Below are 26,207 nucleotides of genomic sequence, written 5' to 3' on the forward strand. Positions count from 1 at the left end.
CGTTGGAAACCAGTGCTCCAACCCGGATCAGTGGGTCGCTTGGGATATCCCTGAAGTCGCCGCCATCGCGGGCCAGCATGCGTTTATTAGCCTCGATCAGGGCCTGCATGAGGGCTTGGCCGAGCTTGTCGTAGTCTTTGCTGCCCTTGGCAATGTCGAGATTTTCTTCGGCTATCGCAGAATCCAGATATTGCTGCACGAAGCTGTGGTTGCCGTCAGCGATGGCGGCTTTGAACATACCGAGGGCTTGCTGGCGGTTGTCTTTCAGGCCGCCATGGAGGCATTGAGCATAAACCCCGCCCTTTGATCTGGCGCGAACGTCGTCGTCCAGATCCAGGCATTGTTCATAGAAGGCTCGAGCGATCCTTGTAATCTGGTTCGGTTTCAGCATGGGGTTCTCCCGAAGCGTCCTGAACCCGGTATAGGCGATTTGGCGAAGCTGTAAAGCGCGGAATCGGGCTTCCCTTTGGCTTGCCGTTCCCAACGACCGTTTGAGTTCCCGCCGACCGAAAAGGCCGATCAAATCGTCGGGCACCCGGATGCGGAAATAGTAGCGGCTGCCACGTCTGGCGATGTGCGTTTCCAGGCCCATGTGTACCACCTCTGTGTACCAGTGGTGAGGCCGTCCAGGTTTTGTGCCGGAAACGCATTGTAAATCAAGATATTGTGGGTCATTTGGCGGAGAGAGAGGGATTCGAACCCTCGGTACGGGTTTACCCCGTACAACGGTTTAGCAAACCGTCGCCTTCAGCCGCTCGGCCATCTCTCCGCAAGGCCACAGCTTCTAACCGACCCGCCCTTTGCCGTCAATGTCCTTGGTCCCTTTTCCGGGCATCAGGCACGGATAACAGGGGGCGAAAGCGGGAGGCGGGGAGGCGCCCGACCGGCTCAAACCGTCGACAGCGCGTTCTGCATCACCCAGGCCAAGGCATTCAGGCGCTTGAAACCGTCTTTCAGATAGGATCGTTCGGCCCGGCTCATGATCTTGGGATCGACCCGGTTGGAAAGTTCCAGGCCATTGTTGAGATCTGCCAATTGCTGACGAATTTGCAGGCCGATCATGAAGTCGTGCAGGCGCGACAGCGCCGCCGCCTCGTCGTCGCTCATATGCCCGCCCTTGGCAAGAGCGGCCAAACGTTCGCGCGTCGATTGGGCCTCGATGTGGTGTTTGACGGCCAGAACGCGCACGGCGCCCACCAGCAAAAGCAGGCCCGACATCTTGATGTCGAAGCGCCCCTCGACGGTCTTGATTTGCCCGAACAGTCCCAGGGGCGGGCGCATTTCGGCGGCCGAGCCAGCCAGCAGATGCAAGAATGGACCCGGTTTCCCCGCCCGCTCCAGCAGATGGGCGCGCAAGGGGTCGGCCAGATTTTGCGAGCCATAGACCGGCTTGAAATCGATGAAGATATCGATATTCAGAACGTCCTCGCCCTTGGCTTCGCGCATCCAGCGGTCGATTTCGGCCTTCCAGCCGTCGACCGAGCGCCGCCATTGCGTGTTCACGCACATCACGCCGCCCTTGCATTTGGGCACGCCCGCCTCGTCCAGCATGTCGCAGATGCGCCTGCTGATCTCGCCGTACCAGGGATCGGCTTCGGGACCGCCGTCATAGATGATGGCGTTGTCCTGATCCGCCTTGAACAAGGATTCGCCGCGCCCGCCGGACCCCAAAATCAGCAGGCAGCCGGGAACCGGCGGGCCGCCCCAGCCGTCTTCGGCCATGGCCTGCTCCGCCAATTCGGCGGCGCGCGCGGTAATGTCGCGCAGAACGGTGCTGACCACATTGGCGATGCCGGTCGGCTCGACGCCTTCTTCAAGCAGCGCTTTCGCAAGGGTGGGAACCTTGGCATGCGCCGCCGCCAGCGCCTTGGAGTCGGGCGCGCTGGCGATCTCGTCGCCCAGCGCCAGCGCCGACCCGGCGCGCAATTTCAAAAGCGAGCGGGCCGAAACCATGCCGACCGGACGTCCCAGTCGATCGACGACGCACAGATGGCGAATCTTCAAACGGTCCATGCGCCCCAGGGCCACGAAGACCAGCGCTTCTTCCTTGACGGTGGCGACCGGCGAACTCATGACGGCGCTTAGGGGCTGATGCATGCCGATGCTGCCCGTTTGCGCCACGGCGCGCAGCACGTCGCGTTCGGTGACGATTCCCAGGGCGGTCCCTTCGGGGCCGGTGACCATGATCGAGCTGATGCCGCGCTCGGCCATGATGCGCGCCGCTTCGACCAGGGTGGCCTTGGGTTCGATGGTGATCACCGGGGCGGTCATCACCTCGGCAACCTTATGCCGATAGGGGAAACTGTCGATGCGCTCCAAGGACGAGGTATCAAGTTTCATGTTTCTGAGTTCCCCTAAAGTCCTTCGACAATACGCGAAGGATCACACCGCTGTTCAAGCGTTTCGCGAAAAGTGGCGGCTCCGAAATGGAGCAGACCATCGATAACCTCAAAATCGTCGCCGCGCAAAGTTTCGTGGATGGGCAGCGAGTCATAGATAGGTTTGCAACTCATGGTAACCTGATCAACCGCCCGGCCGGGCGGGGCAAGGCGGGCATGCCCCAATCTTTCGGCGAACAGGCGCTTGAATTCGGAAAAGTCGTGCTGGGTCTCTTGCTTGTCCAGGGTGCGGACGTAAACATCCTCAAGCCAAGTCCAGAGCTTTTCCTGGGCCAGTCCATCCTGGGGGCGCAGATACGCTTCCACGATCATGCACAAATCGGCCAGCAGCATGGCGAAGGCGTTCCACCGGCAGACCTCAAGGGCGTCCAGGAACATCTTTTCGCGAAACAGAAAGCGAGCATTGCTTCCGGCTTTCGTATGGCAAAAGCCCACCGTCGACCTTTGGGAAAGCCTGGAAGTTTCTACGGACAGTAAATCCGCCAGTAACTCGGGAGTGTCCACCCGGCCCGGAAACAACCAATTCTTGATACGGCTTAACATAAGGATTTCCTAAAGTTCCCCGACGCTTCGTAGTATCCACAATGTCTCAAAGTGCATTCGATTTCTAGTGCTTGTTAACCAGGATGGCTCGTGATATCAACATTGCACAAACAAAGAAAACAAATGTCGCACTGAGGAGGTAAACGCAAACTCACGCCATTAATCTGTCCGCGCCTAATGCGGCAGGTGGGCTGCACAATCATCTCACGTTTGTTTTTTTTAACAGAGCCGATCCAAGGGCTTCGCTCAAGAGCGTCCTGGATCATGAACGAGTCAACTTGAGTGGAGAAGGAGCGTCTCAAGATGTCGGAATTTACTCCCGAAAAGGCCAAGGCCCATTGGGCCAAGACGTCGGGGCTAATGTGGACGATGCTGGCAATTTGGTTTTTCTTCAGCTTCGTGGTTCACATGTTTGCCCCCAGCCTGAACGCAATCAAGATCCTCAGCTTCCCCTTGGGCTTCTATATGGCCGCCCAGGGTTCGCTGATCGCCTTCGTTGTGGCAATTTTCTGGTACGCCAAGCGCCAGGACGCCATTGACGAAGAATTCGGCGTCGCCGAAGACTGATACGGTAAGGAGACAACGTCACATGGCTGCTAAAAGCAACAGTTTCATCGATAATCTGGGTAAGATCTACGCCTATTACACCGGCGGGTTCGTTGCCTTCACCATCATCCTGGCCATCCTGGAACAAATGGGTGTGCCCAACGCCATCATCGGCTACGCCTTCGTCTTTCTGACGGTGGCCGTCTACGCGCTGATCGGCGTGCTCTCGCGCACGGCGGAAGTGTCGGAATATTACGTGGCAGGCCGAGTCGTGCCCGCCTTCTACAACGGCATGGCGACCGGCGCCGACTGGATGAGCGCCGCCTCGTTCATCGGCATGGCGGGCACTTTGTACGTGATGGGCTATGACGGCTTGGCCTTCGTGCTGGGTTGGACTGGCGGTTACGTGCTGGTGGCCATTCTGCTGGCTCCGTATCTGCGCAAGTTCGGCCAATACACGGTTCCCGACTTCCTGGGCGCCCGCTTTGGCGGCAACTTGGCCCGTTCGATCGGCGTGATCGTGCTGATCACCGCTTCCTTCGCTTACGTCGTGGCGCAGATTTTCGGCGTCGGCATCATCGCATCGCGCTTCTTGGGCATTTCGTTCGAGTTCGCGGTGTTCGTTGGTCTGGCCGGCATTCTGGTCTGCTCGATGCTGGGCGGCATGCGCGCCGTCACTTGGACCCAGGTGGCTCAGTACATCATTCTCATCACCGCCTACCTGATCCCCGTGGTCTGGATGTCGGTGAAGGTGACGGGCGTTCCCATCCCCGAGCTGATGTATGGTCAGGCGTTGGAAATCATCGCCACCAAGGAGCAGGAACTGGGAATCTTAAAGGGTCATGCCATGGCGTTTGTGAACGCCAAGGGTGAATACGACTTCACCTCGGCCATGAACTTCTTCACCCTGATCCTCTGCTTGATGATCGGCACCGCCTCTCTGCCTCACATTCTGATGCGCTACTTCACCACGCCTAGCGTGAAGGCCGCTCGTCAGTCGGTGGGTTGGAGCTTGTTCTTCATCTTCCTGCTTTACTTCACGGCGCCTTCCTATGCCGCGTTCGCCAAGCTGGAAGTGTACCAGAACGTGGTGGGCCTCAGCATGGAAAGCCTGCCCGCCTGGATTGCGAACTGGGGCAAGGTTGGTCTGGTCGGCGCCTGTGATGCCGCCAATGCCGCCGAGCTATTTTCGATCTGTAAGGGTGTGGCCGGCAATGCCGACGGCATCTTGCAGTTGGCCGAGTTCAAGATCCATCCGGACGCCATCGTGTTGGCGACCCCGGAAATCGCGGGCCTGCCCTATGTGGTTTCGGGCCTGGTGGCCGCCGGTGGTCTTGCCGCCGCGCTCTCCACCGCCGATGGATTGTTGCTGGCGATCGCCAATGCGCTCAGCCACGACGTCTATTACCGCATGATCGACCCCAAGGCCGATACGAAGAAGCGTTTGATCGTCAGCCGCGTGCTGCTGATCGGCGTGGCCATCGTGGCGGCCTATGTGGCGGCTCAGAAGCCTTCGACCATCCTGGCGATGGTTGCCTGGGCCTTCTCGATCGCCGCATCGGGCTTGTTCCCGGCGCTGGTCATGGGCATTTGGTGGAAACGCACCAGCAATATCGGTGCGGTTGCGGGCATGGTCGTCGGTTTCGGCGTGTGCCTGTACTACCTGATCATGACCCAGTTCTATGGCATGCCGCTGTGGTTCGGCATCAAGAACATCTCTTGCGGCATGTTCGGCATCCCTGCGGCGTTCATTGTGACGTTCGTGGTGAGCCTGGTGACGCCTGCTCCTTCCAAGGAAATGCAGGACTTCATCGACAGCATCCGCGTTCCCAAGGGCGATGTCCGTCTGGCCGATGCCAGCGCGGATATCGACCACTAAGGGTCAAGAGTGCTAGTCTTGCGGGGCCCCTTCGGGGGCCCCGTTTTTTTTGAAGAGAGTTAGGGAATGCAAGGCAACGAATATTTCTGGAGCCATCTGCCCTTCTGGATCGTCATGTACGGTTTGGCCGTGGTGGCCTGGACCTGTCTGGGCCGTTTCGTTTTGGCCATCTTCGTCAAGGACTCGTCGAAGAACTATATCCTGCGCTGGTTCGAGCGCCTGACCGACTGGCCGATTGCCCTGATCGACTTGATCACGCCCAGGGCCGTGGCGCGCGGCCTGATGCCGTTGGTGACGGCGATCTGGTTCTTTCTGCTGCGCTTCATCGCCTTCATGGTCTTTCTCAATGCGGGCATGTTGCCCAAGATGGGAGTTTCGCCATGAGCCGCCAACACACGATGATGGGAATCTTGCTGCTCTGCCTGGGCAACGGTTTCATTTCCCCCCTGGTGATCATCGCCTATATGTGGGCGCCTTTCTGGTTTCCCAGCATCATTCCCATGAAGCAGGAATACCATCTGATCGGCTCCACGATGATCGTGGGCGTGCTGTCGATTTTGATCTCGGGGGTTCCGGCGGCTCTGTTCGAGCGCATCACCGGCCGCCAGGAAAGCGATTCGACGTCGCTGTACGTCTGGCTGGGCAGCGCGGTGCTGATCACCTTGCCGGGTTTGCTGCGGTTTATTTAGTCTGAAAAACGTCATGGCCGGACTTGATCCGGCCATCCATCTGGACCCCCGGGTCAGGCCCGGGGGTGACGGTAAAATGTGCCAATGGCGCCAATCTCACTCCACCACGATTTTAGGGGCGTGGCGGGCCGTCTTGCCGCTTTGGATCAAGAGCACCTTGTCCCACACTTTCTTGGCGATGGCGCGATAGGCTTCGGCGTGCGGGCTTTCGGGCTTCGAGGCCACGATGGGCTGGCCGCCGTCCGAGGTTTCGCGGATTTCGATATCCAGCGGCACTTCGCCCAGGAAGTCGCAGCCCAGGCGGGCGGCTTCCGACTTGGCGCCGCCATGGCCGAAGATATGCGCCTCGTGTCCGCATTTCGGGCAGTGGTAGTAGCTCATATTCTCGATCAGGCCCAAAACCGGCACTTCGACCTTGCGGAACATGTTCAGGCCTCGGCGGGCATCCAGCAGGGCGATGTCTTGGGGCGTCGAAACGATGACGGCGCCGGTCAGCGGCACCTTCTGGCTGATGGTCAATTGCGTGTCGCCGGTGCCGGGCGGCATATCGATCAGCATGACGTCCAACGCGCCCCATTCGACGTCGCGCAGCATTTGCTCCAGGGCGCCCATCACCATGGGGCCGCGCCAGATGACCGGCGCGTCTTCGGGCACCAGGAAGCCCATCGACATGCAGGCCACGCCATGATTGTGCAGGGGCAGGATCGACTGGCCGTCTTCCGACATGTCGGGCTGCTTGTCGATTCCCAGCATGCGCGGCATCGAGGGGCCATAAATGTCGGCGTCGAACACGCCCACCTTCAAGCCCATGCCAGCCAGCGCCAACGCCAGATTGACCGTGGTGGTCGATTTGCCGACGCCGCCCTTGCCCGAAGCCACGGCGATGATGGATTTCACATGAGGAACCAAGGGCTTCTCGGCCTCGGCGGCGTGGCCGTGCCCATGCCCATGCCCATGCCCATGCCCATGGCCGCCCTGTCCCTGGCCGTTGCCCTTCTTGCGCTCGCCGGTCAACACAGCCTGAACGGTCAGGACGCCCGGAAGCGCGTGGACGGCCTTTTCGGCCTCCTGGCGCACGGATTCCATGGATTTTGCCCTGGCGGGGTCGATTTCGATGGCGAAGGCGACATGGCCATCCTTGATGGCGACGCCTGAAATCATGCCCAGGCTGACCAGATCGGCGCCTTTCTCGGGGTCCTTAATCGCAGACAGCGCCTTCAAAAGAGCTTCCTGGGTCACGTCGGACATGCTTGAAACCTCCCACAACTTGCCGATATAGGTTATTCCGGTGCCTGCCGTTGCTAAAGGCCCGGCTGGTGTCATATAAGGCGCTTCTGATATTTTGCAAAGGCGCAATCGGAAAAAGGATCATACAGATGGCATTGAATTCCGGCGGCGGCGGTCCTTGGGGCGGCGGAAGTGGCGGTAGCGGCGGCGGAAGCGGCGGCGGCGGCGGTCCCTGGGGCAGCGGCGGCGGCGGCAATAATGGCGGTTGGGGTGGCAATCCTTGGGGACGCGGCAACGGCCCCGGCGGCCAGATGCCAGATCTTGACGATCTGATCAGAAAGGGCCGCGACCGTTTCAATGGCCTGTTCTCCAATGGATTCAAGGGGATTGGCGTTCTGGCGGCCATTCTGGTGGCTGGCTGGCTGGCCACCGGCCTTTACCGCGTACAGCCCGATGAGCAGGGCGTCGTGGTCGTCTTCGGCCAATGGACCGACACGACCCAACCCGGCCTGCATTACAATTGGCCCTCGCCGATCGGCAAGGTTTACAAGCCCAAGGTGACGCGTTCGAACCGGGTCGAGGTGGGTTTCCGCTCGACGGCGGAGCGAAGCAACAAAAGCACCAGCGTCAACAGCAACGTCAATGAAGAAAGCCTGATGCTGACCGGCGACGAAAACATCGTCGACATCGATTTCATCGTGCTGTGGAAGATCAAGGATGCCGGACAGTTCCTGTTCAAGATCCGCGATCCGCAGGGCACCGTGAAGGTGGCCGCCGAAAGCGCCATGCGCGAAGTGATCAGCCAGACCCCCATCCAGATGGCCTTGACCGAGGGACGGCGCCAGGTTGAGCAACAGACGCGCGGCCTGCTGCAAGACATGCTGGATTCGTACGAGTCGGGCATCGAGGTCATGGAAGTGCAGATGCAGAAGTCGGACCCGCCCGCCCAGGTGGTGGACGCCTTCAACGACGTGCAGCGCGCCAAGGCCGACCGCGAGCGCTTGAGCAACGAGGCCGAGGCTTACCGCAACGACATCATCCCCAAGGCTCGAGGCGACGCTGAGAAACTGCTGCAAGAATCGCAGGCCTACAAGGAGCAGGTCGTCAATATCGCCCAAGGCGAGGCCAGCCGCTTCCTGTCGGTCTACAACGCCTATGTCAAGGCGCCCAACGTCACGTCGCAGCGCATCTACTACGAAAACATCGAGCAGATTTTGCATGGAACCAACAAATTGATCATCGATCCAAGCGCCGCCAAATCGGGCGTGCTGCCCTATCTGCCCTTGAACGAGTTGAAGGCCAAACCCGAAGGCGCCCAGGGAGGCAAGCCATGAACCGCACCTTAGGAATCGCCGGCGCCGCCTTCATCGTTCTGGGCATTCTGGCCTGGGACTCGCTGTTCATCATCGCGCAGCAAGAACAGGCCATTATCCGCCAATTGGGCGCGCCCAAGCGCCTGATCCAGGAACCGGGCCTGAAGATGAAGCTGCCGTTCTTCCAGGACGTGGTCATCTATGACAAGCGCCTCTTGGATATGGACCCGCCCGCCGAGCAGGTGATCTTGTCCGACCAAAAGCGATTGGACGTCGACACCTACACCCGCTACCGCATCTCGGATCCCTTGAAGTTCTTCCAGTCGCTGGGCACCGAAGAGGCGGCGCGCTCGCAGCTTCGCCAGATCGTCAGTTCGGCGCTGCGCGGCGTGTTGGGCAACATCACCATGTCCAGCCTGCTGTCGGCCGAGCGTTTGAAGATCATGAACGAGATACAACAGCAGACCAACACCAACGCCGAGCGTTTCGGCATTCAGGTGGTGGATGTGCGCATCCGAAGGGCCGATCTGCCCGAAGAGACCAGCCAGGCCATCTACGAGCGCATGAAGTCGGAACGCGAACGCGAAGCCCGCGAGAACCGCGCCCAGGGTTCCGAACGCGCCCAACAGATTAGGTCCAGGGCAGAACGCGAACGCACGGTCATTCTGGCCGAAAGCCAGAAAATGGCCCAGATCACCAAGGGCCAGGGCGACGCGGAAGCCAACCGCATCTATGCCGAGGCCTATGGCCGCGATCCGCAATTCTTCTCATTCTACCGGGCCATGCAGTCTTATCGCCAAGCCATCGGCGACAAGGACACCACGCTGATCTTGTCGCCCGATAGCGACTTCTTCAAATATCTGATGGGCCCAAGCGGAGCGGGCCGGGCCAGATAACCGCAATTTCGCCATCTTTTAGGTATTAGGGTATAAGGCCCGATATGGGTTTGACGTGAGGGTTCGGTAGACATCATGAAGACTTGCGGACTATTGAAGCCATTGGCGCGTGCCGGACTGGCCCTGTCTCTTTTGGCTTTCGCGGCTGGGCCGCTCAATGCCCAGCCCCAGGGCGCGCCCACCAGCTTTGCCGATCTGGCCGAATCCTTGCTGCCTGCCGTGGTCAACGTCTCGACCACCCAGACGGTGTCGGCCAAGGGCGGCCCGGAAATGCCGCAATTCCCCCCCGGCTCGCCCTTCGAGGAATTCTTCAAGGACTTTTTGGAGAAGCAGCGGCCCGATGGGGCAAGGCCCCACAAGGCCACGTCGCTGGGGTCGGGCTTCATCATCGATCCGGATGGGCTGGTGGTCACCAACAACCATGTGATCGCTGACGCCGATGAGGTGAACGTCATCTTGCACGACAATTCGACCCTGAAGGCCGAGATCGTGGGGCGCGACGCCAAAACCGACATCGCGCTGTTGCGCATCAAGCCCAACAGGCCGCTGACCGCCCTTAAGTTCGGCGATTCCGACATTATCCGGGTCGGCGACTGGGTGTTGGCCATCGGCAATCCCTTCGGCCTGGGCGGCACGGTGACGGCGGGCATCATTTCGGCCCGCCAGCGCGACATCAATTCAGGCCCTTATGACGATTTCTTGCAAACCGACGCCGCCATCAATCGCGGCAATTCGGGCGGTCCGATGTTCAACATGAAGGGCGAGGTGATCGGCATCAACACCGCCATCTATTCGCCCTCCGGCGGATCGGTGGGCATCGGTTTCGCCATCCCCTCAACCCTGGCCAAGCCGGTGATCGAGGATTTGAAGAAGTTCGGCCGCACCAAGCGCGGCTGGCTTGGCGTGCACATCCAGACCGTGAACGACGAGATCGCCGACAATCTGGGCATCAAGGACAAGGATCACCGCGGCGCCCTGGTGGCAAGCGTGACGCCAAAGGGACCGGCGGAGAAGGCGGGCATCAAGGGCGGCGACGTCATCTTGTCGTTCGACGGCAAGAAGGTGACCGAAATGCGCCGCTTGCCGCGCATCGTTGCCGAAACGCCGGTTGGCAAAAGCGTCGATGTCGTGCTGCTGCGCCAAGGCAAGACGCAGACCGTGAAGGTGACGGTGGCCGAGCTTGAGGACGATGAGTCCAAACCCGGCAAGAGAACCGACAAGAAAAAGGACAAGAGCGATACCGGCCCGGCCAGCAAGAAGGTGGGCGAATTGGGCCTGTCCGTCTCCCCGCCCACGGCCGAGGTTCGCCAGAAGTTCGAACTGGCCGAGGAAACCAAGGGGCTGGTCGTCACTTCGGTCGATCCTTCTGGTCCGGCGGCGGAAAAGGGCATCAAGCCCGGCAACGTGATCTTGGAAGCCGGGCAGACGCCGATGAGCCAGCCTGGCGATCTGACCAAGAGGGTCGAGGACGCCAAGTCATCTGGCGCCAAGACACTGCTGCTGTTGATCGACGGCCCCAACGGCCCGGGCTATGTGGTGTTGAAGCTGGACAAGAAGTAACCCGTTTTACCAAGAAACGTCATGGCCGGGCTTGGCCCGGCCATCCACGTCTTGCCATCAATGCCGCCGAAAAAATGCGTGGATGCGCGGATCAAGTCCGCGCATGACGTGGGGTGTCAATAACTCCTTGTTTTGGTGTATCCTGTACATATGGTCGATTTGGCGCCGTCAGATACCGAAATCCGCATCGAGGGCCTGACCAAGGCTTTCGATGGCAGGCCGGTTCTGCAGGGCGTCGATCTGACGGTGCAGGTGGGCAGCTTCATCGCCATCGTGGGCGGATCGGGTTGCGGCAAGACGGTGCTGCTCAATCATATCCTGGGATTGTTGACGCCCGACAGCGGGCGCATCTTCGTGCGCATGCAAGGTGAACTGGTCGATCTGGCGGGGCTGGACGGCGAACAGCTCGACGATTTGCACACACATTGGGGCGTGGTGTTCCAGCGCAACGCCCTGTTCTCGGGCACGGTGCAAGGCAACATAGCCCTGTGGCTCAAGGAAGTGCGCCATCTGGGCGACGAGGCGATCGAGACCATCGCCGCCAAGGTTCTTGAGTCCGTGGGCTTGCCGACCGACCGCGAGTTTCTGGACAGTCCCGTCGAAAGCCTGTCGGGCGGCATGGCCAAACGCATCGCCATCGCCCGCTCGCTGGCCATGAAGCCGGATTGCCTGTTCTTCGACGAGCCGACCACCGGCCTTGATCCGGTCAACGCCTCGCAAATCCAAGATCTGCTGCTTTCGACCCATGTCGATCAGGAAGCGGACGGCAAGCCTCGCACCACCATCATCGTCACTCATGACAAGGATTTGTTGGTTCGCCTAAAGCCCCAGATCGTGATGCTGCACGAAGGCAGCGTGTCGTTCAACGGTCCGTTCGATGAATTCATGACCTCGACCTCGCCCATCATCCGCCCCTATTTCGACCTGATGCCGGTGCTGCATCAGCGCGATGGGGGAAAGATCTAGAAGCAAAAGCGCCCCCGTATTAAGGGGGTGTTTTGCATCTTGACGAAGTCTGTGGGCTGTCAGCGTCTCGCAGCACCTCTTAGAATATCCAAGATGACGTTGGTGGCCGTGTCGATCAGGACGACATCGTCGCCGACGATGGATCTTTCGCGGTTCCATGCCGGATTGCCCAAACGATCTTCAAGGTCGCTGGGCAGGCTTCGCTTGGCCAGCCCAGGCGGCAAAGTGTCGCGCTTGGCGAGGCCAGGAGGCAACTTGCCTTTTTTTGCCAAGCCGGGTGGAAGCGTGTCGCGGCTTCGCTTCTCGGCGCGTTGGCCTTCCTTGTTGTCGGCGCGGGAGGTTTTGAAATAATCGCTGATCGCCCGCTTCTGTTCGGGCGTGAACATGTCGTTTGCCATGGTTTCGGCGGCGTTGCCTACGGCTCTGCCGATGACCCTGCCGACGGGGTCGTTCGTGTCATATTGCGCCAGGAGGGGGAAGGGGAGCAGAGAAAGGCAAAGGGTGAAGATGAGCCTGCGCATGCGAAGCTCCTTTCCAAAGATGAGCATCAATCATAGTCATTGTCGATGCCGCATCCTAGGAATACGAGACCGCAGACGCCTGCGGAATCTGCCTACTCTCCGAACGGATTGACGACGGCAACAGCCAGCGGCGCAAAATGTCGATGGTTGCGGGTGACGATCTTCAAACCATGTGCCTTCGCCGTGGCGGCGATCAGCTTGTCGGTCGCGTTGCCCGAGGCGGGGTCGAAATTGCCCCATATTCTTGCGACATCGACGGTGATGGGCAGAATGCGCTCGCCATAATAATCGATGACTTCGTCCAGCCAGACATCCAGCGACGCGGCAAAAGAAAGATCGGACTTACGCTGCTTGGCGACGCCCGCCTCGATCTCGCCGATGGTGACGACGCTTAAGTACATCTCGGCCTTCTTGTGCTTTTGCAGCCAAGCGGAGACATTCGAAGGGATGCGTTGCTTGCGCAGTTCCGACAGGATGCAGGTATCGAGCAGAAACATCAGAACTCGACATCGCGCAAGGGCGTTTCGATGCGCTCGAACGCACTATCGTCCTTGGGCATGGCCAGCAGCAGATCGACAAAGCTGGGACGCTTTTTCTTCTCATTGGCGGCCATGCGTTCATAGGTCTTGGCCTCGACGACCACTACAGCCGGACGGCCATGCTTGGTGACAAGTTGCGGCTTGCCCTTCTCCGCCGCCGCCACGACGGCGGAAAAGCTGTTCTTGGCATCCTGCAAGGGCCACGAAGCGCGGGACATGGGGTGGCTCAATCTAGCTAGAATTCTAGACAGATTATGCGGCGCGTCCGAGCATCCGTCAAGATGTCCTTGCAACAAAAAACGCCCCCGTTTAAGGGGGCGTTTTGCTGAGTGCTGAAAGCTGACTGCTGAAGGCTGATAGCTAACCGATCACCCAATTTTATCCAACTCGCGCAGGATGGATTCGCCCATCACGCCGGTCGAGACCCGGGCCTTGCCGGGCGACATGATGTCGGCGGTGCGAAGCCCGCCGGCCAGCACGTTCTTGGCGGCCTGTTCGATCAGGTCGGCCTCGGCCTGCATGTCGAAGGAATAGCGCAGGCACATCGAGAAGGACAGGATGGTGGCCAAGGGATTGGCGATGTCCTTGCCCGCGATGTCGGGGGCCGAACCATGCACCGGCTCGTACATCGCCTTCATCTTGCCGTTGGCGTCGGGCGCTCCCAGCGAAGCCGAGGGCAGCATGCCCAAGCTACCGGTCAGCATCGAAGCGGTGTCGGACAGAATGTCGCCGAACAGGTTGTCGGTGACGATCACGTCGAACTGCTTGGGATTGCGCACCAGCTGCATCGAGCAATTGTCGGCGAACATGTGGGACAATTCCACGTCGGGATATTCCGGCCCCAGCTTGGTCATCTCTTCGCGCCAAAGCACGCCCGACATCATCACATTGGCCTTCTCGACCGAGCACAGTTTCTTGCCGCGCTTGCGGGCCAATTCGAAGGCCACGCGGCCAATGCGCACGATCTCGCTGGTCGTGTAGGTCTGATTGTCGAAGCCGCGCTTCTGGCCGTCGGGCAAGGTCTCGATGCCCTTGGGCTGGCCGAAATATACGCCGCCGGTCAGTTCGCGCACGATCATGATGTCCAGGCCCTGCACCACCTCGGGCTTCAGGGTCGAGGCTTCGACCAGGGCGTCGAACACCATGGCGGGGCGCAGATTGGCGAACAGGTCCATATCCTTGCGCAGGCGCAACAGGCCGCGCTCGGGCTTGACCTCGAAGGGCAGATTGTCCCATTTGGGGCCGCCGACGGCGCCCAGGATGACGGCATCCGATTCTTGCGCGCGCGCCATGGTGGCGTCGGTCAGGGGAATGCCGTGCTTGTCGTAAGCGGCGCCGCCCACCAAATCCTCGGTCACGTCGAACTTGATCTGACGCTTCTTGGCCATCCAGTCGATGACGCGTTTGACTTGCGCCATCACTTCGGGGCCGATCCCGTCGCCAGGCAGCAACAGCAGCTTCTTGTTGGACATTTTCTATCCCCTATATTTTTGAAAGTTAGCGCGAACCGGTGGCGGCCAGCCAAGGCGACTGCTGGGCGCGTCTGGTCTCGAAGTCCTCGATCTTGGCCTTCTTTTCCAGCGTCAGGCCGATATCGTCCAGCCCGTTCAGCATGCAATGCTTGCGGAAGGGATCGATTTCAAACTTGATGACGCCGCCGTCGGGACCGCGAATTTCCTGGGCTTCCAGATCGACGGTCACGGTGGCGTTGGCGCCGCGTGACGCGTCGTCCATCAGCTTGTCGACATCGGCCTGCGCAAGTTTGATCGGCAGGATGCCGTTCTTGAAGCAGTTGTTGTAGAAAATGTCGGCGAAGCTGGTCGAGATCACGCAGCGGATGCCGAAATCCATGATCGCCCAGGGCGCATGTTCGCGCGAGCTGCCGCAGCCGAAATTGTCGCCCGCCACCAGAATCTCGGTCTTGCGGTATTGCGGCTTATTCAGCACGAAGTCGGGCTTCTCTTTGCCATCGGCGTCGTAGCGCATTTCATGAAACAGATTCTTGCCCAGGCCCGAGCGCTTGATGGTTTTCAAGAACTGCTTGGGGATGATCATGTCGGTATCGACATTGATGATCGGCATGGGGGCGGCGACGCCCGTGAGCTTGGTGAATTTCTGCATGGTTACAGCTTCCTCACGTCCGTCAACTTGCCGGTGACGGCGGCGGCCACGGCCATGGCCGGGCTGACCAGATGGGTGCGGGAATCGCGGCCCTGGCGGCCTTCGAAATTGCGGTTCGAGGTGGAGGCGCAGCGCTCGCCCGGATTCAAACGGTCGGCATTCATGGCCAAGCACATCGAACAACCCGCATCGCGCCATTCGAAACCGGCATTGGTGAAGATTTCGTCCAATCCCTCGGCTTCGGCCTGCTCCTTGACCAAGCCGGAACCCGGCACCACCAGCACCTGCACGCCAGCGGCCACCTTGCGGCCCTTGGCGAGTGCGGCGGCGGCGCGCAGATCTTCGATGCGGCCATTGGTGCAAGAGCCGATGAAGACGTGATCGATCTTGATCTCGGTCATCGGCGTGCCTGCCGTCAGGCCCATATAGGCCAGGGCGCGTTCCATGCCCGCCCGCTTGGCCTCGTCAGGGGCCGACTTGGGATCGGGAACCTTGTCGGTGATCGCCACCACGTCTTCGGGGCTGGTGCCCCAGGTGACCATGGGGGCGATGTCTTCGGCCTTGAAGCGATGAATGGTGTCGAACTTGGCACCTGCGTCGGTCTTCAGCGTCTTCCAGTAATTGACGGCGGCTTCCCAATTGGCGCCCTTGGGGGCCATCGGACGGCCCATCAGATAATTGAAGGTCACGTCGTCGGGCGCGATCAGTCCGGCCCTGGCCCCGCCCTCGATGGTCATGTTGCAAAGGGTCATGCGCCCTTCCATCGACAGGCCAACCACGGCGTCGCCCGCGAATTCGACCACATGGCCGGTGCCGCCCGCCGTGCCGATCTTGCCGATGACGTAAAGCGCTAAGTCCTTGGCGGTGACGCCTTGGGGCAGCGTGCCGGTCACTTCGATCAGCATGTTCTTGGCCGGGCGCTGCAACAGCGTTTGCGTGGCCAACACATGTTCGACTTCGCTGGTGCCGATGCCGAAGGCGAGCGAGCCGAAAGCGCCGTGCGTCGCGGTGTGGGAGTCTCCGCAGACGATGGTGGCGCCCGGCAGCGTGAAGCCCTGCTCGGGACCTACGATGTGAACGACGCCCTGGCGGATGTCGCTCATCGGGAAATAGGGCACGGCGAAGTCGCGGACATTGGCTTCCAGGGTTTCCACCTGGATGCGGCTTTCCTCTTCGGCGATGCCCTTGTCGCGGTCCTTGGTCGGCACGTTGTGGTCGGCCACGGCCAGCGTCTGTTCGGGCTTGCGCACCTTGCGTCCCGCCACCCGCAGGCCTTCGAAGGCCTGGGGGCTGGTCACCTCGTGCACGAGATGGCGGTCGATATACAAAAGGCAGGTGCCGTCTTCCTGGCGGTCCACCAGATGGGCCTGCCAGATTTTGTCGAACAGAGTGCTGGGCGTAGCCATGGGGCTTGCTTACTCCTTGGCCTCGGAAGGGGCGCTGGCCGGGGCCTCGTCCTTCTTCAGCCACGAACCCTGGGCTTCGGCGATGCGGGCCGATTTGCCGCGACGGTCGCGCAGGAAGTACAGCTTCGAACGGCGCACGGCGCCACGACGCACCACCTCGATCGAGGCGACGGTGGGGGCATACAGCGGGAAGACGCGCTCGACGCCCTCGCCATAGCTGATCTTGCGCACCGTGAAGGCCGAGTTCACGCCGTTGTTCTTGCGCGCGATGCACATGCCTTCGAAGGCCTGCAGGCGGGTGCGGTCGCCTTCAACCACCTTGACGTTCACGCGCAGCGTGTCGCCGGGGCGGAAATCGGGCACCGGACGCTCGGCAACCAAGCGTTCCATTTCGCGCTGTTCAAACTTCTGCAAAAGATTCATGTCACTTATCCTTCTTTCCAAGACCATCTGCGTAGGCCTTCCATAAATCGGGCCTGCGCGCTTTCGTTACCTGTTCAGCCTGGGCAAGTCGCCAAGCCTTGATCTTCGCATGGTGGCCCGAGGTCAGAACCTCTGGCACCTCCCGGCCCTCCCACACTTGCGGCCGGGTATAGTGGGGATATTCCAACAATCCCCGCTCGAAACTTTCCTCGGACAGCGATTCCTCGCTGCCCATGACGCCTGGGCACAAACGCACGCAGGCGTCGATCAGGGCGAGTGCGGCCGGTTCTCCGCCCGACAAAACGAAATCGCCCAAACTAAGCTCCAGCGCCTCGTGGGCGTCCAGCACCCGCTGGTCCATGCCTTCGAAGCGCCCGCACAGCACCGTCATTCCCGGCCCCTGCGCCAGCTCCTTCACGCGCTCTTGCGTGATCGGCCAGCCCCTGGGGGTCAGATACACCAGCGGACCTGGCCCGCGGGCTGCCAGGATCGCCGCATTCACGACATCGGGGCGGATCACCATTCCGGCGCCACCCCCAAAGGGGGTGTCGTCAACGGAACGGTGTTTATCGCAGGCGAAAGCCCTGATGTCCACCGATTCCAACGCCCAAATGCCCCGTTCCAGCGCCCGTCCGGCCAGCGATAAACCCAGGGGTCCCGGGAACATTTCCGGGAACAGGGTCAGCACCACCGCCTTCCAGGCGCTCAAACCGTCTTCTCCTTGTCTTCGTCCGCCTTTTTGGCTTCGTCAAGAAGCCCCAAAGGCGGGTCGATCACCACAAAACCTTGCGGCACATCCACCACCGGCACCACAGCCTTGGTGAAGGGCACCAGTGCCGTCCGTCTCTGGTCCTGAAGGCGGATTTCGAGCAGGTCGCCTGCTCCGAAATCCACCGCCCTGACCACCGATCCAAGGGCCGAACCATCAAGAAGTCTGGCTTCCAGGCCGATCAGATCGGCGTGATAGAAGCCTTCTTCCTCCTCGTCCAGCTTGGGCAGGGCGCTTCGGGGCACGTAAAGTTCCGTTCCCCGAAGGGCCTGCGCCTGATCGCGATCGGCAATCCCCGACAACGAGAGCAGCACATTGCCCCTGGCCATGCCCTTGAACCGGGCCTTGAAGCTGCGTCCATCCCCGCTTTCCAAGGGGCCGTAGGAGGCGATGGCTTTGGGATCGGCGGCGAAACTCTTCACCTTGACCTGACCCTGAACGCCATGAGCGCCTTCCACCACGCCCAACAGGACGCGGGAAGCGGACATTACGCTTCGGCGGGAGCGGCAGCCGCTTCAGCGGCCTTGGCGGCGGCTTCTTCAGCCGCAGCGGCTTCCATCTTCATGCGCTCCTGGGCCTTGGCCTTGGGCTTGTCCTTCTTGGTCTGCGAAGGATAGGCAGGCTTGGCCATCAGACCGGCGGCGGCGAACATGCGCTGGCAACGGTCGGAGACCACCACGCCATTCTTCAGCCAATGCTGAATGCGCTCGGCCTTCAGAACCACGCGCTCGGCGTGATCTTGCGGCAATTGGGGATTGTAGGTGCCGACCTTCTCGATGAAGCGACCGTCGCGGGGGCTGCGCGTGTCGGCCACCACGATGCGGTAGTAGGGGCGCTTCTTGGCGCCGGCGCGGGAAAGGCGAATGGAAACGGGCATTGATCGATTGCTCCTTGGTTAATCAGTGAAATTGGAAAGGATTGTTGCCGCCGCGCCCCATCAGCGCGGACATGCCGTGGCGCATCAGGCCCTTTTGGCCCAACTTGCCCAGTTTCTTCATCGCATCGGCCATCTGCTGATGCTGTTTCAGAAGTTTGTTGATGTCCTGGACGCTGGTCCCCGATCCCTTGGCGATGCGCTGCTTGCGCGACGCCTTGATCAGGTCGGGGTTGCGCCGTTCTTTGGGGGTCATCGAGGACAGGATGGCTTCCTGTCTGGCGATCATCTTGTCGTCGATTTTGGCGTCGGCGATCTTGTCCTTGAATTTGGCGGCCCCTGGCAGCATGCCCAGCATGCCCTTCAAATCGCCCATCTTGCGCATCTGCTTAAGCTGGCCCGCCAGATCGTCGAGATCGAATTTGCCCTTCATGGCGCGGGCCGCCAGCTTTTCGGCGTCGGCCTGCTCGATGTTCATGGCCGCTTTTTCGACCAGCGACACCACGTCGCCCATGCCCAGGATGCGCCCGGCGATGCGGTCGGGATGGAAAACTTCCAGCGCGTCCAGCTTTTCGCCCGCACCCAGGAACTTGATGGGCTGACCGGTGACGGCGCGCATGGAAAGCGCAGCACCACCGCGCGCATCGCCATCGACGCGGGTCAGGACGATGCCGGTGATGCCCACTTTTTCATTGAAGGACTGCGCCAGGGTGACGGCATCCTGGCCGGTCATGGCGTCGGCGACCAGCAGGGTCTCGATGGGTTGGGCGGCGTCGCGCACCTTGGCGACTTCGTCCATCAGCGCTTCGTCGATATGCAGGCGACCAGCCGTATCCAAGATGACCACGTCATAGCCTTCAAGACGGGCGTTCACCAGGGCGCGTTTGGCGATATCGACCGGCTTTTGGCCCGCCACGATGGGCAGACTGCCCACCTCGGCTTGGGCGGCCAGAATGGCCAACTGTTCTTGCGCCGCCGGGCGATAGACGTCGAGCGAAGCCAGCAGCACCTTCTTCTTGTCCAGCGTTTTCAGGCGCCTTGCGATCTTGGCCGAGGTCGTGGTTTTGCCCGAACCCTGCAAGCCGACCATCAGCAGAACGGCCGGAGGGGCCGTGTTCAAATTGATTTCGACGCCAGCACTTCCCAGCGTTTCGACCAAATGGTCATGGACGATCTTGACCACCATCTGACCCGGCGAAACCGAACGGATCACTTCCTGGCCGATGGCGCGTTCCTTCACCTTGGCCACGAAATCCTTGACCACGGGAAGCGCCACATCGGCTTCCAGAAGGGCGATGCGCACCTCGCGCAGCGCTTCGCCGACGTCGTCCTCGGACAACGCCGCCTTGCGCTTCAAACGCTCGAACGTTTGCGAAAGTTTGTCGCTTAAACTCTCGAACATGCGCGGGCCAAAACTCCAAAACGGTTTCGCGCCCGTGCGCGACTATCGCGGACGGGCGTGCCCCCTCGGGGGCGAATTCCCTCAAGCTGCCTTGAAGAGGGGGGATTTCTAGGCCCTTGGCGACATAAAGTCAAGATTAAGGATGCTTTTGCCCGTCAACGCCCTGATTTCGCCATGAATTCAGGCCAGGATGGCCAGCATGAAACACAGCCCCCCCTTTCTGATCCTGCTGATCCTGGCCCTGGCTTCCTGCGGCCCGCCCATGGCCTGGGACAAGCCGGGCATAAGCCTGGAGGCCAAGGCCAATGACCGGACGGATTGCGAACGCTTGGCCTGGCGCCAGGCAGTGGATGTCGAGAATGACATGTTCTTTAACTACCGCATGTCGTCTGGCCGCTACGCGCTTCGTCATGGCTATTATCCGCAGCCCAATTTCGACCGCTATGGCTGGGAAGACCGTTTCTATTCCACCTGCATGCAGGCCAAGGGCTACCGCCTGGTTCCGATGACCCAGGGGGGATGACAAAGCCCTTGCGGCTTCCCACCTGCATAGGACTGGGGTGGGTCAGATTGCAAGAGGACGTCCATGAGCATGAGGGAAAAGCTCTCGCCCGAGACTGTGCGCGAACACCTTGATCGCCTAAGCGGCTGGCGCGAATTTCCGGGCCGCGACGCCATCCGCAAAACCTATCAGTTCAAGAATTTCTCCGAGGCCTTCGGCTTCATGACCCGCGTGGCCATGATGGCGGAAAAGCTCGACCATCATCCGGAATGGACCAATATCTACAATCGCGTCGACATGGTTCTGTCCACCCATGACGCAAAAGGCGTCACCGAGACAGACTTCGTGCTGGCGCAAGCAGCCGATCAGGCGGCGCTGGGGAATCGCCCTCAGGATTAGTCATTGGGGAAGCAGAAAACCCTTCAGCGAGAAGTTCGCGGGCATCAGGCCAGCGGCGGCGAAACCGTCGGCGATTTTACGCCATCTGTTCTCGCTCATGAAACCGATCTCGATGATGTCGGCAGCGATCATAAGCGCGGTTTGCTTGGCCTCGAATTCCAGAAGTCCGCGATCCAGGCCGGGCGCATAGCTGCCAATCATGAGATCGATGATTTCAGACTGATGATCCAGGGCGTAGCGCCAGCCTTTAAGCGAGGCCTTGCGAAAGGCGCCAGCCAGCGCCGGGTCGCGCTTGAGCAGGTCTTCGGTCGTAAACAACAAATCACCATAGAAATCGATGTCGGAGGAACGCGGGCTGAAGACCCGGAAAGGCGTTCCTTGCTTGTGCATCAGATAAGGTTCCAAGGTCGAATAGGCCGTCATGGCGTCCACTTGGCCGCGTCCGATTTCGATGACCCGGCCCGAATGGGGGATGATCTTCAGACTGTTTGGCGGCACTTTCTCGGCATGGAGATAGGCCAGCAATTCGTCGGCATGTTCCTCCACCATCATCGTCTTGCCGACCAGATCGCGGGGGCTGGCGATATTGGCCCCCTGGCGAGCCATGATGATGTAAGGGGAATGCTGAAAAACGGCGGCCAACGCCACCACCGGCTTTCCCCGGCTGCGTTCGATCAGCAGCGATGAATTGCTGATCCCGAAATCGGCCTTGCCTTCAAGAACCGAAGTCGTCGGACTGATGTCGGGGCGGCCTTCCAGGATCACGGCATCGATCCCGGCCTCGGCGTAATAGCCCTTCGCCTTGGCGGCGTAATAGCCCGCGAATTGGAACTGGTGCGTCCATTTCAGCTGCAGGCGCACCTGGCGCAGCTCTTGCGGCTGTGCGGCCTCTGCGGAGCATGTTGCATAAAGGATGCAGAAAATCTGGGCCAGCCAGAATAGGCGGCAAAAGCGCATGACGGTTCTCCCTAGAAGGGAGCGTCAGGCTATCAATTCTCCAGATAAAATCAATAGCCTGACGATTCTATGACAATTAGGCCCGCTTGCGCTGCTTGTCGCCCTTGTAGTTCGAGGACTTTCCAGGGTTTGCGCCCTGATAGCCCTGGCGCTTCCTGCCGGCCTGACCCTGGCGCTTCTGCGCCGGGCGGGCCGAGGTGGAATGGCGCATGCCCGCGATGCCTTCGGCATGGTAGGCGTGATCGTCGTGCGACGGAATGGATTGGCGGATCAGGCGTTCGATGGTTTTCAGATAGCCCACTTCCTCGGCGTCGCAGAAAGAAAGCGCTATGCCGTCGGCGCCAGCGCGCGCCGTGCGGCCGATGCGGTGCACGTAGCTTTCCGGCTCGTTGGGCAGTTCGAAATTGATGACATGGGTGATGCCGTCGACATCGATGCCTCTGGCCGCGATATCGGTGGCCACCAAGGCCCGCACATCGCCGCGCCTGAAGGCTTCCAGGGCCTTCTGGCGGGCCGACTGGGTCTTGTTGCCATGGATGGCCTGGGCGGAAACACCGGTTTTCTCCAACTGCTCGGCCACCCGGTCGGCGCCGTGCTTGGTGCGCGTGAAGACGATGGCGCGCTTGACGTCATGCTGCTTGAGCACCTGGGCCAAAAGCGGGCGCTTGTTTTCCTTGGTGACGAACAGAACCTTCTGCTCGATGCGCTCGACCGTGGTGGCGGCGGGCGTGACCTCGACGCGCTCGGGATTGTTCAGCAATCCAGCGGCCAGTTCTTCCACCGATTTCGGCATGGTGGCCGAGAACAAAAGGGTCTGACGCTGCTTGGGCATGCGTTCGGCGATGCGCTTCACGTCGTGGATGAAGCCCATGTCCAGCATGCGGTCGGCTTCGTCCAACACCAGCATTTCCACGAAGTCCATGCGCACATGGCCCTGATTCATCAGATCCAGCAGGCGGCCGGGGGTGGCGATCAGCACATCGGTGCCGTTGGCCAGCGAGCGGACCTGGGGCACTTGGCCGACGCCGCCGAACACCAAAGCGCGCTTGAAGCGTATGTTGCGGCCATAGGTGGCGAAGCCTTGCGAAATCTGCACCGCCAGCTCGCGGGTGGGGGTCAGGATCAGGGCGCGGGGCGAACGCGGCACATAGCGCGTTTTCGTAGTGGCGATGCGCTGCAAGATGGGCAGCGCGAAGGCCGCCGTCTTGCCGGTGCCGGTCTGGGCGATGCCCAGAACGTCGCGGCCCTCAAGCAGCAGCGGAATGGTGGCCACCTGGATGGGGGTGGGGGTGGTGTAGCCTTCGCTCGTCAAAGCGGTCAACAGCGTCTCGGCCAGGCCGAGTTCGGCAAAAGTGGCAGTCATCAGAATTTTTTAACTTTCAAAAACAGATCCCGCGCGCCAGCCACAGCGGCCAGCGCGGAAGATGAAGGTTGCAAGCCCCTGGGGCACGCGACCAGCGGGAAACGGATGGGGGGTATTCGGGAGACGCCGGGCGGATGTTCATCCACCCCTCGTGCGCGATCGCCGGAACCGAAGCAGGCCGAAACCTGTCGTGCGCGGATTATATCAGAGTGCGCTTAAGATAACAACATCTCATTGTCGCCTGCCGTGGCGGGCCGGATTCTGCTAGACTTCAACTCAAGAGATAGTGATTGCAGGCCTTGGGGGACGGGAATGGTCGAGCTGGTTTGGCAAAAATGGTTTGAAGTCGGTCATGAAGCCATCGATTTCGAGCACAAAATCTTCTTTACGCTGATTCACAAGCTGCAATGCGTGACCGCCGAGTCCGAGGACAAGGCGGAGCGGCGGCGCGTGATGGAAGAGATATTCAAATATGCCGACTTCCACTTCACCAGCGAAGAAAACATCATGCAAGATTCCGAATACGGGAATGTCGATGCCCACAAGACGATTCACCGGAACCTGCTGCGCGACCTGCGCGAGGCCATCGCGGCCTATGACGTCCATAGCGACAATGCCGAGGAGATCGTGACTTTTCTTTTCAACTGGCTGCTTGAGCACACGATTTACGAAGACCTGAACATTTCGAAATCGGTCAAGGAAAAGCAGCTTCGGCAGTTCTTCAAATCGGCCGGGTAACAGCGGCGGAGAATTTGGTGGGCCCGGTAGGACTCGAACCTACGACCAAGCGGTTATGAGCCGCCCGCTCTAACCAACTGAGCTACAGGCCCTGTTTCACGTCATGCCCGGACTTGCTCCGGGCATCCATGGATCGCCGGGTCAAGCCCGGCGATGACGGAAAGAGGAAACGTCCCCAAAAATCAACCTTAAAACCCCGTCCTCAATTGTCCAGGAAGCTGCGCAGTTTGCGCGAGCGCGACGGATGCTTGAGCTTGCGCAGCGCCTTGGCTTCGATCTGGCGGATGCGTTCGCGGGTGACCGAGAACTGCTGGCCGACTTCTTCCAAAGTGTGATCGGTGTTCATGCCGATGCCAAAGCGCATGCGCAGCACGCGCTCTTCGCGGGCGGTCAGCGAGGCCAGGACGCGGGTGGTGGTTTCGCGCAGATTGCCCTGGATGGCGGCATCCAGCGGCAGCACGGCGTTCTTGTCCTCGATGAAATCGCCGAGATGCGAATCTTCCTCGTCGCCGATGGGCGTCTCGAGGCTGATCGGCTCCTTGGCGATCTTCAAGACCTTGCGCACCTTCTCGAGCGGCATTTGCAGCTTTTCCGCCAGTTCCTCGGGCGTCGGCTCGCGGCCGATTTCGTGCAACATCTGGCGAGACGTGCGCACCAGCTTGTTGATGGTCTCGATCATATGAACCGGAATGCGGATGGTGCGGGCCTGATCGGCGATCGAGCGCGTGATGGCCTGCCTGATCCACCAAGTGGCGTAGGTCGAGAATTTGTAGCCGCGCCGGTATTCGAACTTATCGACGGCCTTCATCAGGCCGATATTGCCTTCCTGGATGAGATCCAGGAACTGCAGGCCGCGGTTGGTGTATTTCTTGGCGATGGAGATGACGAGACGCAGGTTGGCCTCGATCATTTCCTTCTTGGCCTTGCTGGACTCGCGCTCGCCCTTCTGCACGGTGGCGACGATGCGCCGGTATTCCGAGATGGGCAATCCAGCCTCGGCGGCGATGTCACCGATCTTGGTGCGCAGGTCCAAGATGTCCTTGCCGTGCTTGGGACCGGTGAATTCCTTCCAGCCCTTGCCGGGCTTGACCTTCAGCTTGTCGATCCAGTTGGGGTCAAGCTCGCTGCCGAAATAGGAATCGAGGAATTCCTGGCGCTTGATCTTGCAGCTTTCGGCAACGCGCAGCAGGCGGCCCTCAAGGCCGATCAGGCGGCGGTTCAGATGGTTCAGTTGCTCGACCAGGAATTCGATGCGCGACTGGTTGAGATGGATGCCCTCCATCAGCTCCACCAGTTCCTGCTTCATCTTAGAGAAATTCTTTTCGGTGGCGGCGGGCACCTTTTCATCGCTCTGCAAGGCTTTCAGGCGCTTTTCCTGAATCTTGCGCATTTTCTTCGAGGTTTCGGCGATGCGCTCCAGGGTTTCCAGCACCTGGGGCATCAGCTCCAGTTCCATGGCGGCCAGCGAAATGGAGGATTCCTCGCCTTCCTCGGCCTCGCTCTCGGCGCCGGGTTCGACCTCGGGTTCTTCCTTTTCGGCTTCGGCTTCGGCTTCGGCTTCTTCGCCTTCGCTCTCTCCCGCTTCGACGGCTTCTTCCTGGAAACCCGACCCGTAGGTGGCGTCAAGGTCGATGATGTCGCGCAGCAGCATCTGGCCGTTGACCAGCTTGTCATGCCAATCGACCAGCGCATGAATGGTCAGCGGGCTTTCGATAATGCCGCCGATCATCATTTCACGCCCGGCTTCGATGCGCTTGGCGATGGCGATTTCGCCTTCGCGCGACAGCAGTTCCACCGAACCCATTTCGCGCAGATACATGCGCACCGGATCGTCGGTGCGGCCCAGTTCGGCCTCATCGACATTGCCCGCCGTGGATTCTTCTTCCCGTTCCGTGGTGTCGTCGTTGGCGGCTTGGGTTTCCTCGGCTTCCTCGTTCTCGACCACGTTGATGCCCATTTCGGACAGCATCGACATGGTGTCTTCGATCTGCTCGGACGAGAATTCCTCGGGCGGCAGGGCGGCGTTGATTTCGTCATAGGTGACGTAGCCGCGCTCCTTGCCCTTGGCGACCATGCGCTTGACGGCGGCGCCCAGGGTGTCCAGCAACGGGCTGTCCTGGGTGTCTTCCGAGGCTTCCTGATTTTCGGTGGGCTGGGCGGCCTGCTTTGCCATAG

The 26,207-nt window shown here is 60.5% G+C and carries 29 protein-coding genes and 2 tRNA genes; 11 read left to right on the forward strand and 20 right to left on the reverse strand.

Annotated elements, in window-relative coordinates:
- From HQL44_16200 to HQL44_16215, 4 genes are all read right to left on the reverse strand, one after another.
- On the reverse strand, window positions 1–592 hold a 592-nt coding region (locus HQL44_16200; protein ID MBF0270127.1), incomplete at its 3' end, for a hypothetical protein.
- Between the two features lie 84 nt (window positions 593–676).
- Window positions 677–769: transfer RNA gene (locus tag HQL44_16205), tRNA-Ser, on the reverse strand.
- 119 nt (window positions 770–888) lie between these two features.
- Window positions 889–2,340, reverse strand: coding sequence for a CBS domain-containing protein (locus tag HQL44_16210; GenBank protein MBF0270128.1), 1,452 nt, complete (start codon window positions 2,338–2,340; stop codon window positions 889–891).
- A gap of 14 nt (window positions 2,341–2,354) precedes the next feature.
- Window positions 2,355–2,777: a hypothetical protein gene (locus tag HQL44_16215; protein ID MBF0270129.1), complete on the reverse strand. Its 423-nt coding sequence runs from the start codon at window positions 2,775–2,777 to the stop codon at window positions 2,355–2,357.
- Between the two features lie 468 nt (window positions 2,778–3,245).
- On the opposite strand from HQL44_16215, the gene HQL44_16220 reads away from it, so the two are divergent.
- The 4 genes from HQL44_16220 (at window position 3,246) to HQL44_16235 (ending at window position 6,056) form a co-directional block, all read left to right on the forward strand.
- Window positions 3,246–3,509, forward strand: coding sequence for a DUF4212 domain-containing protein (locus HQL44_16220; protein ID MBF0270130.1), 264 nt, complete (start codon window positions 3,246–3,248; stop codon window positions 3,507–3,509).
- A gap of 22 nt (window positions 3,510–3,531) precedes the next feature.
- The gene (locus HQL44_16225; protein ID MBF0270131.1) at window positions 3,532–5,367 is read left to right on the forward strand and encodes a cation acetate symporter; all 1,836 of its coding nucleotides are present in this window, start codon (window positions 3,532–3,534) and stop codon (window positions 5,365–5,367) included.
- Between the two features lie 66 nt (window positions 5,368–5,433).
- Window positions 5,434–5,751, forward strand: coding sequence for a hypothetical protein (locus tag HQL44_16230; GenBank protein MBF0270132.1), 318 nt, complete (start codon window positions 5,434–5,436; stop codon window positions 5,749–5,751).
- Window positions 5,748–6,056, forward strand: coding sequence for a hypothetical protein (locus HQL44_16235; protein MBF0270133.1), 309 nt, complete (start codon window positions 5,748–5,750; stop codon window positions 6,054–6,056). Before HQL44_16230 ends, HQL44_16235 begins: the two co-directional genes overlap by 4 nt.
- A 96-nt stretch (window positions 6,057–6,152) precedes the next feature.
- Here the strand turns inward: HQL44_16235 and HQL44_16240 are convergent, their stop codons facing one another.
- Window positions 6,153–7,304: an Mrp/NBP35 family ATP-binding protein gene (locus HQL44_16240; GenBank protein ID MBF0270134.1), complete on the reverse strand. Its 1,152-nt coding sequence runs from the start codon at window positions 7,302–7,304 to the stop codon at window positions 6,153–6,155.
- A 128-nt stretch (window positions 7,305–7,432) separates the two neighbouring features.
- On the opposite strand from HQL44_16240, the gene hflK reads away from it, so the two are divergent.
- The 4 genes from hflK to HQL44_16260 all read left to right on the forward strand — a co-directional run bounded on the left by hflK (window position 7,433) and on the right by HQL44_16260 (window position 12,018).
- Window positions 7,433–8,617 carry an FtsH protease activity modulator HflK gene (gene hflK / locus HQL44_16245; protein ID MBF0270135.1) on the forward strand — a complete coding sequence of 395 codons (1,185 nt, stop codon included), beginning with the start codon at window positions 7,433–7,435 and terminating at the stop codon, window positions 8,615–8,617.
- Window positions 8,614–9,492 (forward strand): protease modulator HflC, encoded by an 879-nt coding sequence (gene hflC / locus HQL44_16250; protein ID MBF0270136.1) that lies wholly within the window; start codon window positions 8,614–8,616, stop codon window positions 9,490–9,492. Before hflK ends, hflC begins: the two co-directional genes overlap by 4 nt.
- A gap of 75 nt (window positions 9,493–9,567) precedes the next feature.
- Window positions 9,568–11,052: a DegQ family serine endoprotease gene (locus tag HQL44_16255; protein ID MBF0270137.1), complete on the forward strand. Its 1,485-nt coding sequence runs from the start codon at window positions 9,568–9,570 to the stop codon at window positions 11,050–11,052.
- A gap of 150 nt (window positions 11,053–11,202) precedes the next feature.
- Window positions 11,203–12,018 carry an ATP-binding cassette domain-containing protein gene (locus HQL44_16260; GenBank protein MBF0270138.1) on the forward strand — a complete coding sequence of 272 codons (816 nt, stop codon included), beginning with the start codon at window positions 11,203–11,205 and terminating at the stop codon, window positions 12,016–12,018.
- Between the two features lie 59 nt (window positions 12,019–12,077).
- Here HQL44_16260 and HQL44_16265 read toward each other — a convergent pair whose 3' ends face one another.
- The 11 genes from HQL44_16265 to ffh all read right to left on the reverse strand — a co-directional run bounded on the left by HQL44_16265 (window position 12,078) and on the right by ffh (window position 20,073).
- Entirely contained in the window at window positions 12,078–12,539 is a 462-nt protein-coding gene (locus HQL44_16265; protein MBF0270139.1) for a hypothetical protein, read from the reverse strand.
- Between the two features lie 92 nt (window positions 12,540–12,631).
- Window positions 12,632–13,036 (reverse strand): type II toxin-antitoxin system VapC family toxin, encoded by a 405-nt coding sequence (locus tag HQL44_16270; protein ID MBF0270140.1) that lies wholly within the window; start codon window positions 13,034–13,036, stop codon window positions 12,632–12,634.
- Window positions 13,036–13,296, reverse strand: coding sequence for a type II toxin-antitoxin system Phd/YefM family antitoxin (locus tag HQL44_16275; protein MBF0270141.1), 261 nt, complete (start codon window positions 13,294–13,296; stop codon window positions 13,036–13,038). The genes HQL44_16270 and HQL44_16275 overlap by 1 nt, the downstream gene beginning before the upstream one ends.
- A 150-nt stretch (window positions 13,297–13,446) precedes the next feature.
- Window positions 13,447–14,550, reverse strand: coding sequence for a 3-isopropylmalate dehydrogenase (gene leuB, locus HQL44_16280; GenBank protein ID MBF0270142.1), 1,104 nt, complete (start codon window positions 14,548–14,550; stop codon window positions 13,447–13,449).
- 25 nt (window positions 14,551–14,575) lie between these two features.
- On the reverse strand, window positions 14,576–15,199 hold the full coding sequence (gene leuD / locus HQL44_16285; protein MBF0270143.1) for a 3-isopropylmalate dehydratase small subunit: 624 nt from the start codon (window positions 15,197–15,199) through the stop codon (window positions 14,576–14,578).
- Window positions 15,200–15,201: 2 nt separating this feature from the next.
- Window positions 15,202–16,605, reverse strand: a complete 1,404-nt coding sequence (gene leuC / locus HQL44_16290; GenBank protein ID MBF0270144.1) for a 3-isopropylmalate dehydratase large subunit — start codon at window positions 16,603–16,605, stop codon at window positions 15,202–15,204.
- Between the two features lie 9 nt (window positions 16,606–16,614).
- Window positions 16,615–17,028, reverse strand: a complete 414-nt coding sequence (gene rplS, locus HQL44_16295) for a 50S ribosomal protein L19 (GenBank protein ID MBF0270145.1) — start codon at window positions 17,026–17,028, stop codon at window positions 16,615–16,617.
- Window position 17,029: 1 nt separating this feature from the next.
- Complete coding sequence (trmD, locus tag HQL44_16300; protein MBF0270146.1) at window positions 17,030–17,695, reverse strand: tRNA (guanosine(37)-N1)-methyltransferase TrmD; 666 nt, start codon at window positions 17,693–17,695, stop codon at window positions 17,030–17,032.
- Window positions 17,696–17,733: 38 nt separating this feature from the next.
- Entirely contained in the window at window positions 17,734–18,285 is a 552-nt protein-coding gene (gene rimM / locus HQL44_16305; GenBank protein MBF0270147.1) for a ribosome maturation factor RimM, read from the reverse strand.
- The gene (gene rpsP, locus HQL44_16310; protein ID MBF0270148.1) at window positions 18,285–18,674 is read right to left on the reverse strand and encodes a 30S ribosomal protein S16; all 390 of its coding nucleotides are present in this window, start codon (window positions 18,672–18,674) and stop codon (window positions 18,285–18,287) included. The genes rimM and rpsP overlap by 1 nt, the downstream gene beginning before the upstream one ends.
- Before the next feature lie 22 nt (window positions 18,675–18,696).
- On the reverse strand, window positions 18,697–20,073 hold the full coding sequence (gene ffh, locus HQL44_16315) for a signal recognition particle protein (protein MBF0270149.1): 1,377 nt from the start codon (window positions 20,071–20,073) through the stop codon (window positions 18,697–18,699).
- A 199-nt stretch (window positions 20,074–20,272) separates the two neighbouring features.
- Here ffh and HQL44_16320 point away from each other — a divergent pair, with 199 nt between their 5' ends.
- Together HQL44_16320 and HQL44_16325 are read left to right on the forward strand one after the other, a co-directional pair.
- Window positions 20,273–20,596, forward strand: a complete 324-nt coding sequence (locus HQL44_16320) for a hypothetical protein (GenBank protein MBF0270150.1) — start codon at window positions 20,273–20,275, stop codon at window positions 20,594–20,596.
- Between the two features lie 69 nt (window positions 20,597–20,665).
- Window positions 20,666–20,974, forward strand: coding sequence for a 4a-hydroxytetrahydrobiopterin dehydratase (locus HQL44_16325; protein ID MBF0270151.1), 309 nt, complete (start codon window positions 20,666–20,668; stop codon window positions 20,972–20,974).
- Here the strand turns inward: HQL44_16325 and HQL44_16330 are convergent, their stop codons facing one another.
- Together HQL44_16330 and HQL44_16335 are read right to left on the reverse strand one after the other, a co-directional pair.
- The gene (locus tag HQL44_16330; protein MBF0270152.1) at window positions 20,975–21,931 is read right to left on the reverse strand and encodes an ABC transporter substrate-binding protein; all 957 of its coding nucleotides are present in this window, start codon (window positions 21,929–21,931) and stop codon (window positions 20,975–20,977) included.
- Between the two features lie 76 nt (window positions 21,932–22,007).
- Entirely contained in the window at window positions 22,008–23,294 is a 1,287-nt protein-coding gene (locus tag HQL44_16335) for a DEAD/DEAH box helicase (protein MBF0270153.1), read from the reverse strand.
- A gap of 312 nt (window positions 23,295–23,606) precedes the next feature.
- Here HQL44_16335 and HQL44_16340 point away from each other — a divergent pair, with 312 nt between their 5' ends.
- Window positions 23,607–24,032 carry a hemerythrin domain-containing protein gene (locus tag HQL44_16340; protein ID MBF0270154.1) on the forward strand — a complete coding sequence of 142 codons (426 nt, stop codon included), beginning with the start codon at window positions 23,607–23,609 and terminating at the stop codon, window positions 24,030–24,032.
- Between the two features lie 15 nt (window positions 24,033–24,047).
- Here HQL44_16340 and HQL44_16345 read toward each other — a convergent pair.
- Window positions 24,048–24,124, reverse strand: a tRNA-Ile gene (locus HQL44_16345).
- A gap of 110 nt (window positions 24,125–24,234) precedes the next feature.
- Window positions 24,235–26,205, reverse strand: a complete 1,971-nt coding sequence (gene rpoD / locus HQL44_16350; GenBank protein ID MBF0270155.1) for an RNA polymerase sigma factor RpoD — start codon at window positions 26,203–26,205, stop codon at window positions 24,235–24,237.
- Between the last annotated feature and the right edge of the window lie 2 nt (window positions 26,206–26,207).

It is taken from the genome of Alphaproteobacteria bacterium (assembly GCA_015231795.1).
Classification (GTDB): domain Bacteria; phylum Pseudomonadota; class Alphaproteobacteria; order Rhodospirillales; family WMHbin7; genus WMHbin7.